The organism is Streptococcus mitis, assembly GCF_003942965.1.
Taxonomy (GTDB): Bacteria; Bacillota; Bacilli; order Lactobacillales; family Streptococcaceae; genus Streptococcus; species Streptococcus mitis_BH.
Window position 1 is genome coordinate 1 of sequence record NZ_RJOG01000001.1, and the last position, 13,369, is coordinate 13,369.

7 protein-coding genes are annotated in these 13,369 nt (G+C 42.4%); 2 read left to right on the plus strand and 5 right to left on the minus strand.

What is annotated here, in order from left to right; genetic code table 11:
• Positions 1-18 precede the first annotated feature (18 nt).
• A complete protein-coding gene (locus tag D8837_RS00005) occupies positions 19-1,503 on the plus strand; it encodes a M protein trans-acting positive regulator PRD domain-containing protein (protein WP_125455883.1) in 1,485 nt (494 codons plus the stop codon).
• Positions 1,504-1,609: 106 nt separating this feature from the next.
• On the plus strand, positions 1,610-5,497 hold the full coding sequence (locus tag D8837_RS00010; RefSeq protein WP_125455806.1) for a pullulanase: 3,888 nt from the start codon (positions 1,610-1,612) through the stop codon (positions 5,495-5,497).
• 96 nt (positions 5,498-5,593) lie between these two features.
• On the opposite strand, the gene D8837_RS00015 is transcribed toward D8837_RS00010, so the two are convergent.
• The 5 genes from D8837_RS00015 to rseP all read right to left on the minus strand — a co-directional run bounded on the left by D8837_RS00015 (position 5,594) and on the right by rseP (position 13,365).
• Entirely contained in the window at positions 5,594-6,643 is a 1,050-nt protein-coding gene (locus D8837_RS00015) for an LLM class flavin-dependent oxidoreductase (protein WP_125455807.1), read from the minus strand.
• 118 nt (positions 6,644-6,761) lie between these two features.
• Entirely contained in the window at positions 6,762-8,570 is a 1,809-nt protein-coding gene (glmS, locus tag D8837_RS00020) for a glutamine--fructose-6-phosphate transaminase (isomerizing) (protein ID WP_125455808.1), read from the minus strand.
• A gap of 191 nt (positions 8,571-8,761) precedes the next feature.
• On the minus strand, positions 8,762-10,141 hold the full coding sequence (gene bglA / locus D8837_RS00025) for a 6-phospho-beta-glucosidase (protein ID WP_125455809.1): 1,380 nt from the start codon (positions 10,139-10,141) through the stop codon (positions 8,762-8,764).
• 98 nt (positions 10,142-10,239) lie between these two features.
• Entirely contained in the window at positions 10,240-12,093 is a 1,854-nt protein-coding gene (locus tag D8837_RS00030; protein WP_125455810.1) for a proline--tRNA ligase, read from the minus strand.
• A gap of 12 nt (positions 12,094-12,105) precedes the next feature.
• Entirely contained in the window at positions 12,106-13,365 is a 1,260-nt protein-coding gene (rseP, locus tag D8837_RS00035; RefSeq protein WP_125455811.1) for an RIP metalloprotease RseP, read from the minus strand.
• Between the last annotated feature and the right edge of the window lie 4 nt (positions 13,366-13,369).

Here is a 13,369-nt window from a genome sequence, read left to right on the forward strand (position 1 = left end):
TATATATGGAGGTTTATGATGAATATCTTGCTATCTAAAACTGAACAAGACTTGCTATTCTTACTGGAAGAATTAACCAAACGCCATGATTGGATAAAATTGTCCGTCTTGGCTGAGAAGCTGAATTTTTCAATCGAAGAATTACAAGAACACCTTTTTAAGCTTGAGAAATTGTTTCCTAACCTCCTGCTTCAATCAAGAAAAAAAGGCATTCAATTGCAGTTTGACTTCCAAAACACCTTGGATCCCAATATTGCGATTTTTAAGCAATCTGAAACCTACTCTGTTTTGAACCGTCTATTTTTCAAAGAGGGACAATCGCTTGAGCAAATATGTCAGGCACTTTCCACTAATCAAGAGCAGATTGAGGAAATCATTCATCGTATCAACACTAAGCTTCCGCAACACTATGGCATCAGCATCCAACCCTCCCCTTTAGTCATGGTAGGAACCGAAGAGGATATTCGTGCATTTTATCTAGACTATTTTAGCCAAAGTTACAGTTTTCTGGATTGGCCCTTCCCTTCTATTTCTGAAGAATCACTCACTAACTTGATTCAGCTATTTTTGGACGCCCAACAAGTTTCACCCAACCTCAGTAGTTTACGGCAAATCAAATATACTCTAGCTATCAATCTGGAGCGCTTTAATAAGAGTCATTTGATTGAAAATCCTACTCCTCTTTTAACCAGTCACTACAGCACCCTCATGCAAATTCCGCAGTTTGAACAAGATATCAAAAAGCTGGCTAAAAAACTTCACTTTGAACCGAAAAAGGAGACGCTAGAACAGCTATTTTCAAATTCAGTAAAGTCTCCTCAAATTACAAACAATCGCAGCAATGAAGCACTGGGTGATATTCATCATATCCAAAAATCTTACCGTTTATTGAGCCAAATACTAGAAGAACTAGCTAAAGAATTTCACCTACAGATTGAAAATCGCGAGGAATTGATTTGGCTCCTCCACTACACTGCCCAATCTGATTTCTTCCATTTACTCAGTAACCAGTCTCTCGACAGACAGAAATCCCAAATTTTAAGCAGTTATCAAGTAGAATTTCCAAAACTATTTGAAGTAAGTCAACACAAATTCCAATCTTACCTGACTGAAATGGGGTTAGAAAATCACCCAAGTAAGCTACAAGAACTTGTCTACACCTTTTCTATCCAAGGGCAACGAATTTTAGTCCAACTGCTTCAAAAACTTCCCAAAATCCGTGTTTTGATTATTAGTCATCTGGATAGTCATCACGCACAAAATCTAATCGACACCCTAACTCACTACGGCAATAATCTCTATCTCTTTGATTCTTGGGAAGAATCTGCTATTTCATTCTCAATTCTCAATCAAATTCCTCACGATATTGTTATCACTACCTTTCCTGTCACCAACTCTCCTAAACCAATTATCTATAATCATAACTTCTCTACTTCAGAGTTATTCCACCATCTTCACCTTCTGGCTTCTCAAATTCATAAAGAAAGACTGGCTGAATCGTAACAAAATTTGTTGCGATTTTTCTTTTAGTTTAATTTTAGGAAAACGCTTGCATCTTATTTTACTAAGTGCTATACTGATATAGAAATTTATTGATTGGAGAATCATTATGAGAAAAACACCATCTCACACTGAGAAAAAAATGGTTTACAGCATCCGCTCCCTCAAAAATGGAACTGATTCTGTCCTTATTGGAGCAAGCCTTGTTCTGCTTGCCATGGCTACACCAACTATCTCAGCCAACGAAAATACACCAACCACTAACGAACCCAGCAACAGAAATACAACCTCCCTTACTCAACCTCTTACTGATGCAATAAACATCGCTGGCAAGAACGAAAGCGATTTTTCTTCACATGATAGTGCAAACGCTTCCCTAGAGAAAAAAGAAGAAAAACCTGCAACAGAGGCAACCACTCCTGCTGCAAGCCCTGCTGATTCAGCACCACAAACCGAACAAGATCGTTCAAGCGATCCAACTACTTCTACTACGACTGAAACTAAGGCAGAAGAGCCAATCGAAGACAATTACTTCCGTATCCACGTCAAAAAACTTCCTGAAGAAAACAAGGATGCTCAAGGACTATGGACTTGGGATGATGTTGAAAAACCTTCTGAAAACTGGCCTAACGGAGCCTTGTCCTTCAAGGATGCCAAAAAAGATGACTATGGCTACTACCTAGATGTCAAATTAAAGGGAGAACAAGCCAAGAAAATTAGCTTCCTCATAAATAATACAGCTGGGAAAAATCTAACCGGCGATAAATCGGTAGAAAAACTGGCACCAAAGATGAATGAGGCTTGGTTGGACCAAGATCACAAGGTTTTCTCTTACGAGCCACAACCTGCAGGAACTATTCGTGTCAACTACTACCGCACAGATGGCAACTATGACAAGAAATCTCTCTGGTACTGGGGAGATGTGAAAGAACCAAGTAGTGGTGAATGGCCTAACGGAACAGACTTTACAGCTACAGGCAAATATGGTCGCTATATCGATATTCCACTCAAAGATGCAGCTAAAGACCTTGGATTTTTATTACTAGACAGAAACAAACAAGGAGACGATGTGAAAATCCGTAAAGAAGATTATAAGTTCACAGATTTAAAAAATCATAGCCAAATTTTCCTAAAAGACGATGATGAATCGATTTACACAAATCCATACTATGTCCATGATATCCGTATGACAGGGGCTCAGCACGTAGGAACTTCTAGCATTGAAAGTAGTTTTTCAACACTAGTCGGTGCTAAAAAAGAGGATATCCTCAAACACTCCAACATCACTAATCACCTAGGAAATAAAGTAGCTATCACCGATGTTGCAATCGATGAAGCTGGTAAGAAAGTGACCTACAGTGGAGATTTCTCGGACACAAAACATCCTTATACTGTTAGCTACAATTCCGACCAATTCACTACCAAAACAAGCTGGCGTCTGAAAGATGAGACTTACAGTTATGATGGCAAACTTGGAGCTGACCTCAAAGAAGAAGGAAAACAAGTTGATTTGACCCTTTGGTCACCAAGTGCTGATAAGGTTTCGGTCGTCGTCTACGACAAGAATGACCCTGACAAAGTGGTTGGAACTGTCGCTCTTGAAAAAGGTGAAAGAGGAACTTGGAAACAAACTCTAGATAGCACAAATAAATTAGGAATCACAGATTTCACCGGATACTATTATCAATACCAAATCGAGCGTCAGGGAAAAACTGTTCTTGCACTCGATCCTTACGCTAAATCCCTCGCTGCTTGGAATAGTGACGATGCCAAGATTGACGATGCCCATAAAGTGGCTAAAGCTGCCTTTGTAGATCCAGCTAAACTAGGACCTCAAGACTTGACTTATGGTAAGATTCACAACTTCAAGACTCGTGAAGATGCCGTTATCTATGAAGCTCATGTGCGTGACTTCACTTCAGATCCCGCCATCGCAAAAGACTTGACCAAACCATTTGGGACTTTTGAAGCCTTTATTGAAAAACTAGACTATCTCAAAGACTTAGGTGTGACCCACATCCAGCTCCTTCCAGTCTTGTCTTACTACTTTGTCAATGAATTGAAGAACCATGAACGCTTGTCTGACTATGCTTCAAGCAACAGCAACTACAACTGGGGATATGACCCTCAAAACTACTTCTCCTTGACTGGTATGTACTCAAGCGATCCTAAAAATCCAGAAAAACGAATCGCAGAATTTAAAAACCTCATCAACGAAATCCACAAACGTGGCATGGGAGCTATCCTAGATGTCGTTTATAACCATACAGCCAAGGTCGATATCTTTGAAAATTTAGAGCCAAACTACTACCACTTTATGGATGCTGATGGTACACCTCGCACTAGCTTTGGTGGTGGACGCTTAGGAACAACCCACCATATGACCAAACGGCTCCTAGTTGACTCTATCAAATATCTGGTTGATACCTACAAAGTAGATGGATTCCGCTTCGATATGATGGGAGACCATGATGCCGCTTCTATCGAAGAAGCGTACAAGGCTGCACGCGCCCTCAATCCAAACCTAATCATGCTTGGTGAAGGTTGGAGAACCTATGCTGGTGATGAAAATATGCCTACTAAAGCTGCTGACCAAGATTGGATGAAACATACCGATACTGTAGCAGTCTTCTCAGACGACATCCGTAACAACCTCAAGTCTGGTTATCCAAACGAAGGTCAACCTGCCTTTATCACAGGTGGCAAGCGTGATGTCAACACCATCTTTAAAAATCTCATTGCTCAGCCAACCAACTTTGAAGCTGACAGCCCTGGAGATGTTATCCAATACATCGCAGCCCATGATAACTTGACCCTCTTTGACATCATCGCCCAGTCTATCAAAAAAGACCCAAGCAAGGCTGAGAACTATGCTGAAATCCACCGTCGTTTGCGACTTGGAAACCTCATGGTCTTGACAGCTCAAGGAACTCCATTTATCCACTCTGGTCAGGAATATGGTCGCACCAAACAATTCCGTGACCCAGCCTACAAGACTCCAGTAGCAGAGGATAAGGTTCCAAACAAATCTCACTTGTTGCGTGATAAGAACAGCAATCCATTTGACTATCCTTACTTCATCCATGACTCTTACGATTCGAGCGATGCTATTAACAAGTTTGACTGGACCAAGGCTACAGATGGAAAAGCATATCCTGAAAATGTCAAGAGCCGTGACTATATGAAAGGGTTGATTGCCCTTCGTCAATCTACAGATGCCTTCCGACTTAAGAGTCTTCAAGATATCAAAGACCGTATCCGCCTCATCACTGTCCCAGGCCAAAATGGCGTGGAAAAAGAGGATGTAGTGATCGGTTACCAAATCACTGCTCCAAACGGTGATATCTACGCAGTCTTTGTCAATGCTGACGAAAAAGCCCGCGAATTTAATTTGGGAACTGCCTTTGCCCACCTCAGAAATGCTGAAGTTTTGGCAGATGAAAACCAAGCAGGACCAGTAGGAATTGCCAACCCGAAAGGACTTGAGTGGACTGAAAAAGGCTTGAAATTAAATGCCCTTACAGCTACTGTTCTTCGAGTCTCTCAAGGCGGTGCCATTGTTGCCCCAGCTATGGAAGAAAAACCAGAATTTGACCTTTCTAGCTTAAAACAAGAACACGGTCAAAATAATGTCCAGGACAATATTCCAAACCGAGTAGTCAAACCGGAACAGCAAACTCCAGCTCCACAAACTAAACCTGATTCTGCAAAACCAGATGCAAAAGTAGCTGATGCGGAAAATAAACCTAGCCAAGCTACAGCTGATTCACATACTGAACAACCAGCACAAGAAGCACAAGCATCATCTGTAAAAGAGGCGGTTCAAAACGAATCAGTAGAAAACTCTAGCAAAGATAATACACCTTCACCCCTAGCTAAACAAGCTGAACTTCCAAATACAGGAACCAAAAACGATCACAAACTCCTGTTTGCAGGAATCAGCATTCTTGCCCTTCTAGGTCTCGGGTTCTTACTAAAAAACAAAAAAGAGAACTAAACTAGCCCTCCTATAGAACAATCCCCCAAGCCTTGACGCTCGGGGGATTGATTTTTGTACAATATTTATCGTCATAATAAATTTGAGTAGTTTTTATTAAGCCTCTTTCATGGCAAAGTAAGCCCGGACTTTGGGTGCCACTTGCGTTCCGAAGAGTTCAATAGCTCTCAGGACTTGTTCATGAGGCATAGAACCAAGAGGTAGGTGCAACATAAAGCGGTCCAAACCTAAATCCTCAATCATACGAATCAATTTTTCTGCCACCTGATCTGGATTGCCCACAAACATAGCACCATTTGGCCCAACTTGCTCCAAATATTGCTCATAACTCAATTCATGCCAGTGGGGACGGTCTTTGGAAATAGCATCCACCACTTGCTTGGTCGGATGGAAATAATCTTTCACGGCCTGCTCGCTATCTTCAGCAATCCATCCCCAAGAATGAGCTCCAACCTTTAGTTCCTGACTGGCATGGCCCGCTTCGCTCGCAATATCACGATAAGCCTGAATCAACTTTTTAAAATAACGAGGGTTACCACCAATAATTGCATAGACAATCGGTAGGCCCGCCTGAGCAATCTTCACCGTTGATTCGACATGACCACCTGTCGCTATCCACAAGGGCAATTTATCCTGAACTGGACAAGGATAGACTTCTTTGCCAGCAATCGTTTGAGTCAATCGACCTTGCCAGTCTAGCTTGGTCTTTTCATTGACTAACTGAAGCAAGTCTAATTTCTCATCAAAGAGAGCTTCGTAGTCTTTCAAATCATATCCAAACAAGGGAAAAGATTCCGTGAAAGAACCCCTTCCGGCCATAATCTCCGCACGTCCATTTGACAAAGCATCGATAGTGGCATACTGTTGGAACAAGCTAATCGGATCCATACTTGAGAGAATGCTGACTGCGCTGGTTAAACGGATTTTTTTGGTATTGACTGCCCCAGCTGCCAGGACAATCTCTGGGGCTGACACTGCAAAATCCGCTCGATGGTGCTCACCAATCCCATATACATCCAAACCAACCTTGTCAGCTAGTTCAATCTCTGCCACCAACTGGCGAATACGTTCGGCATGACTGTAAGTCTGTCCAGTCCCTTCAAGCTCCGTTGTTTCCCCAAATGTTGAAATTCCCAATTCTACCATTATGATTCTCCCTGTCTACCTCTGTCCTTCAATTTGAAAAATTATTCTAACACGAATCTTGAGTACAAGCAACCAATTTGCTTACAAGAAAAAGCCTAGATAACTAGACTTTTTTAGCTTATTCTACCGTTACTGACTTAGCAAGGTTACGTGGTTTATCCACATCAAGACCACGGTGGAGTGTTGCAAAGTAAGCGACTAATTGCGTTGGCACGACCATTGAAATTGGTGAGAGGTAAGAGTGGACGGTCGTAAGAACGATGTCGTCTGTATCTTTGGCAACATTTTCTTCTGCAATAGTGAGAACCTTGGCACCACGGGCTGCGACCTCTTGGATATTTCCACGAGTGTGGTTGGCAAGGACTGGATCTGACAAGAGTGCCAAAACAGGCGTTCCTTCTTCAATCAAGGCAATGGTTCCGTGCTTGAGTTCTCCTGCCGCAAAGCCTTCACACTGAATGTAAGAAATCTCTTTGAGTTTGAGACTTGCTTCCATGGCTACATAGTAATCTTGACCACGTCCAATGTAAAAGGCATTGCGAGTTGTTTCAAGAAGCTCACGAACCTTGGCTTCGATGGTTTCTTTCTCTGAAAGAGTTGATTCGATAGACTGAGCTACGATTGACAACTCATGAACTAAATCAAAGGCTTGCGCTTTGGCATTGCCATTTACTTCTCCGACTGCTTTTGCAAGGAAGGCAAGGGCTGCGATTTGCGCTGTATAAGCCTTGGTTGAGGCTACGGCAATTTCAGGTCCTGCATGAAGAAGCATGGTATGGTTAGCTTCACGTGAAAGGGTTGAACCTGGCACGTTTGTCACTGTCAAGCTTGGAATTCCCATTTCATTAGCCTTGACCAAAACCTGACGGCTATCCGCTGTTTCACCAGACTGGCTGATAAAGATGAAAAGTGGTTTCTTGCTAAGAAGTGGCATACCATAGCCCCACTCAGATGAGATTCCAAGTTCAACTGGTGTATCTGTCAATTCTTCCAACATCTTCTTAGAAGCAAATCCTGCGTGGTAAGATGTTCCAGCTGCAAGGATGTAGATGCGATCTGCATCTTGAACAGCTTTGATGATAGCTGGGTCTACGACAACTTGACCAGCCTCATCTGTATAGGCTTGGATGAGTTTACGCATAACAGTTGGTTGCTCATCAATCTCTTTAAGCATGTAGTAAGGGTAAGTCCCCTTACCGATATCTGACAAGTCTAGCTCAGCAGTGTAGCTAGCACGCTCACGACTATTGCCATCATAGTCTTGCACTTCGACGCTATCAGCCTTGACAATTACCAACTCTTGGTCATGAATTTCCATATATTGGTTGGTTTCACGAATCATAGCCATAGCATCTGAGCAGACCATGTTATAGCCTTGTCCAAGACCAATCAAAAGTGGTGATTTGTTCTTAGCCACGTAGATGACTTCAGGATCTTGTGAGTCAACCAAGGCAAAGGCATAAGAACCACGGATGATATGAAGGGCTTTTTTGAAAGCTTCAAGAACTGACAAGCCATCTTCTTCCGCAAATTTTCCAATCAAGTGAACGGCGATTTCAGTATCTGTTTGCCCTTTGAAGTGGTGACCTGCAAGGTATTCTTCCTTGATTTCAAGATAGTTCTCAATCACCCCATTGTGAACCAAGACAAAACGTTCTGTCTCAGAGCGATGTGGGTGAGCATTGTCTTCAGTTGGTTTCCCGTGAGTTGCCCAACGAGTATGTCCGATACCAGTTGTTCCCTCAACACCAGCTGTCTTGGCAGACAATTCTGCAATACGACCAACAGCCTTGACTAGATGGTTTTCAGCACCACCTAGGACAAAAATCCCCGCAGAATCATAACCACGGTATTCGAGCTTTTCAAGCCCTTGAATCAAAATATCAGTTGCATTTGTGTTTCCAACAACACCAACAATTCCACACATAGTATATACGACACAGACAAGCTGTGCTTTCTCCTTAAAATTGGTATAGTCTAATTCCTCTTTTATAGAATCAGCAAAAACAGTATATACTTGTTTCTTTCACTTGTCAAGAGTAAAAATTGGTATAGTTCAAATTACGCTCCTGTAAGCAAAAGACTCTGACCAATTAGGATAATCAGTCAGAGTCCTTTTTAAAATCCATTATTATCGCTTAATTCCTTGAACCAGTGCCCTGATTTCTTCAGACGACGTTCTTGCGTTTCCAAGTCTAATTCGACCAAACCATAGCGATTTTTATAGCTATTGAGCCATGACCAACAGTCAATAAAAGTCCAGATTAAATATCCTTTACAATTGGCTCCGTCTTCAATGGCACGGTGAAGTTCACGAAGATGACCTTTTACAAAGTCAATACGATAATCATCTTGGATCATTCCATCTTGACGGAATTTTTCTTCCCCTTCAACACCCATACCATTCTCAGTCAACATCCACTCGATATTACCATAATTTTCCTTGATATTTTGGGCAATGTCATAAATCCCTTGCTCATAAATTTCCCAGCCACGATGAGGATTGATTTTACGTCCAGGCATCACATAAGGCTCGTAAAAATGTTCTGGTAAGAGTGGACTCTCTGGATTCTTAGCAAATCGAGGCGCCATAACACGCAAAGGTTGATAGTAGTTGACACCAAGGAAGTCCACCGTATTGTCACGAATGAGCTCCAACTCCTCCTCTGTAGCATCAGGCAAGAGACCGTGTTCATGCAAGATTTCTACCAACTCCTGTGGATAAGTACCCAAAACGGACGGATCTAAGAAAGATTGGGCCTGAAAAAGGTCCGCAATACGAGCAGCCTTGACATCAGCAGGATGCTGGCTACGTGGATAAGCCGGTGTCAAGTTTAAGACAATCCCAATCTTAGCATCAGGCAAGAGTTCATGGCAGGCCTTGACCGTCCGACTGCTAGCCAATTGTGTATGATAAGCTACTTTAACGGCTGCCTCTGCATCCACCTTATGTGGATAATGGGCATCGTAAAAATAGCCAAATTCTACTGGAACGATTGGCTCGTTAAAGGTAATCCATTGATCCACTAAATCTCCATAAGTCTCAAAACAAAAACGAGCATAGTCTTCATAGGCTGAAACAATCGCCTTATTTTCCCAACCATCACCATCCTCTTGAAGGGCAAAAGGCAAATCAAAATGATAAAGATTGACTAAAAGACGAATCCCTTTGGCCTTAATAGCCTCAAAAACCTTACGGTAAAAGTCTACACCTTGAGGATTGACTTCCCCACGCCCTTGTGGAAAAATCCGTGACCACTGAATAGAAGTCCGAAAGGCCGTGTGACCAGTTTCTAACAAGAGGTCAATATCCTTTTCCCAGTTTTCATAAAAGGTTGATGTTTTATCTGGACCAATCCCATTATAGTAACGATTTGGCTCCACTTGGTACCAATAATCCCAGAGATTATCTCCCTTACCGTCACCAGCTATACGTCCTTCTGTCTGTGGCCCAGAAGTAGAGGATCCCCAGACAAAATCCTTTGGAAATCTTAGCATACATTTACCTCTTTATCTACTCATTTTTCCCATTATACAGAAAAAACAAGGCAAAAACTAGTTACATTTTTTCCTTGTTTTTCTTCTGATTATAGTTTTTATTTCTTGCTGAGGATTTCAAGCGTTTCAAGCAAGTTATCTGCATGAACCTCGATGGTGTCACCAGTCGCTTTAATCTTCACTTCTACGATTCCATCGGCTGCTTTTTTACCAACAGTGATACGGATTGGCAATCCAATCAAGTCGCTGTCGCTAAATTTGACTCCGACACGTTCGTTACGGTCGTCTGTCAAGACTTCGTAACCTGCTCCCATCAAACTTGTTTCAAGTTTTTCTGTCAAGGCTTGCGCTTCTTCGTCCTTGACATTGACAGTGATCAAGTGCACATCAAATGGTGCCAATTCTTTAGGGAAGTTGATTCCCCAAGCGTAACGGTATTCACCTTTTGGCGTTTTGTTAACAAAGAGGCGAGCGTGTTGCTCCATCACTGCTGAAAGGAGACGGCTGACACCGATACCGTAACATCCCATGATAATTGGCACAGCACGGCCATTTTCATCCAAAACATCTGCTCCCATGCTTGCTGAATAGCGAGTGCCAAGTTTGAAGATGTGACCAATTTCGATACCACGCGCAAAGTTAAGGACACCTTGTCCGTCTGGAGAAATTTCCCCCTCACGAACTTCACGGATATCCACATATTCTGCAGTAAAATCACGGCCTGGGTTCACACCAGTCAAGTGGTAGCCATCTTCGTTAGCACCGACAACTGCATTGCGAACATCTTGCACTTTACGATCTGCAATAATTTTAACATTATCTGGCAAACCAACTGGGCCAAGTGAACCGAATCCCGCTTGAACAAGATTCGCCACTTCTTCTTCACTAGCAATGTCAAAGAAATCTGCTCCCAAGTGGTTTTTCAACTTGACTTCGTTGAGTTGGTCATTTCCAACTAGAAGGGCTGCAACAAACTCACCATCTGCCATGTAGAAGAGGGTTTTAATCGTTTGTTCTTCTGGAACGTTGAGGAAGGCTGCAACTTCATCGATTGATTTAACATCTGGTGTTGCAACACGAGTCACTTCTTCTTCAGCGACAACACGGTTGCTTGGTTTGTACTCATTTGTTGCCATTTCCAAGTTAGCCGCATAGCTAGATTCACTTGAGTAAGCAATGGTATCTTCACCAGAAACCATCCATTTGAGCAATTCTGCCTTGATTTCTTCTTGCACTTCTGCAGGAATTTCGTCAAATGTGGCAACTGACTTGTCCAAGACAACCCAGCGGTCAAGGTCTGTACGAGCAGGAGTAATGGCCATAAATTCTTGGCTGTCCTTACCACCCATGGCTCCACCGTCACCAATGATAGCCTTGAAATCTAAACCACTACGAGTGAAAATACGCTCATAAGCAGCCTTGTACTCATCGTAAACACTGTCCAAGCTATCATAGTTAGCGTGGAAACTGTAAGCATCCTTCATGATAAACTCACGTGTACGGAGAAGTCCATTACGTGGGCGTTTTTCATCACGATACTTAGGCTGGATTTGGTAAAGGTTAAGTGGCAATTGCTTGTAAGACTTAACAGAATCACGGACAATAGCTGTAAAGGTTTCTTCGTGAGTTGGACCTAGGATAAAGTCTGATTTTTCACGGTTTTTTAGTTTGTAAAGATCCTCACCATAAGTTTCGTAACGACCTGATTCGCGCCACAATTCTGCACTGAGAAGGGCAGGAGCCAACATCTCAACGGCACCAATCTTATCAAATTCTTGGCGCATGATATTTTTGGCTTTTTCAATCACACGGTTGGCAAGTGGTAAGTAAGAATAAACACCTGCTGAAACTTGGCGAACATAACCAGCTCGCAACATAAGAGCGTGGCTGATAACTTGAGCATCGCTTGGCATTTCGCGAAGCGTTGGGATAGGCATTTTACTTTGTTTCATAATATTCCTCGATTATCTAAAAAAGAGTCGCATGATGTCATTCCAGGTCACAGCAATCATCAAGACAACCATGATGACCACTCCGGCCAAGGTGACATAGGTTTCAATTTCTTGTTTCAATGGTTTGCGGCGAATGGCTTCTAGGATATTGAGCACAATCTTACCACCATCCAGGGCTGGAATCGGAATAAGATTAAAAATCCCAATATTGATGGAAATTATTGCCAAGAAGTACAAGACATTCTCAATTCCATTTTTAGCAGCATCACTACTTGCCTTAAAGATGGCAACAGGTCCACCTAGCTTGTTCAAATCCGGTTGGAAAATCAGATTTTTCAGTTCTGAGAGAATTCGGAGGGCCGAGTCAGCAGCAGTTGTAAAACCACCTACAAACATAGATATAAAATCTGACTTAATCCCCGGTTGAACACCTAGAAGGTAACGGCCTTGACTTTCTTCCGGACTAACAGTGACTTGTTTGTCACTACCATTTTCAGAAATAATCACATCCAAGGTCGGGGCCGTCTTATCTTTGGTTTCTGATTCCACAGCCTGAATCAAACTTTCCCAGTTGCTAACCTCATGTGAGCCAATTTTGGTAATTTGTGCCGTTTCTGGTACTCCCACCTTAGCCAAGGCCCCTTGGGGCATAATATGGAACTGGTTGGTATCGACATCTCTGACACCACCCTGCATGAAGATTAAAATCCAGAAAACAACAACCCCTAAGATAAAGTTGTTCATAGGGCCTGCAAAATTAGTAATGAGTTTCCCCCAGATAGTCGCATTTTGATATTGAACATCTAAAGGTGCAATCCGAACCTCAGTACCGTCTGCTTCCACAACCGTTGCATCGTGATCCACTGCAAATGTTTTTTCTTCTTCCAGAACCAGTCCTTTGATAAAGAGCTTGTCTTCAAAGTCAAATTGGGTCACCTGCATAGGAAGAGCTGTTTGATCCAATTTTTTACCTGAGAGATTGATGCGTTTAACCTTACCATCATCAGTAAGCGTCAAACTGACAGGAGTTCCTGTCTTAATTTCAGTTGTATCATCACCCCAACCGGCCATACGGACATAGCCACCCAGAGGCAAGATTCGAATGGTATAGGCCGTTCCATCCTTGCCAATATGAGCAAAGATTTTGGGTCCCATACCGATGGCAAATTCACGCACTAGAATCCCTGATTTCTTGGCAAAGTAGAAATGTCCGAACTCGTGCACCACTACAATAATCCCAAAAACCAGAATAAAGGTTAAAATTCCGAGCATAGTA

What these genes read in the sequence shown, in the direction of transcription:
- bglA (WP_125455809.1), bottom strand. Translation starts at nt 10,141, where the DNA reads ATGCTAAGATTTCCAAAGGATTTTGTCTGGGGATCCTCTACTTCTGGG.
- D8837_RS00015 (WP_125455807.1), bottom strand. Translation starts at nt 6,643, where the DNA reads ATGGTAGAATTGGGAATTTCAACATTTGGGGAAACAACGGAGCTTGAA.
- D8837_RS00030 (WP_125455810.1), bottom strand. Translation starts at nt 12,093, where the DNA reads ATGAAACAAAGTAAAATGCCTATCCCAACGCTTCGCGAAATGCCAAGC.
- D8837_RS00005 (WP_125455883.1), top strand. Translation starts at nt 19, where the DNA reads ATGAATATCTTGCTATCTAAAACTGAACAAGACTTGCTATTCTTACTG.
- D8837_RS00010 (WP_125455806.1), top strand. Translation starts at nt 1,610, where the DNA reads ATGAGAAAAACACCATCTCACACTGAGAAAAAAATGGTTTACAGCATC.
- rseP (WP_125455811.1), bottom strand. Translation starts at nt 13,365, where the DNA reads ATGCTCGGAATTTTAACCTTTATTCTGGTTTTTGGGATTATTGTAGTG.
- glmS (WP_125455808.1), bottom strand. Translation starts at nt 8,570, where the DNA reads ATGTGTGGAATTGTTGGTGTTGTTGGAAACACAAATGCAACTGATATT.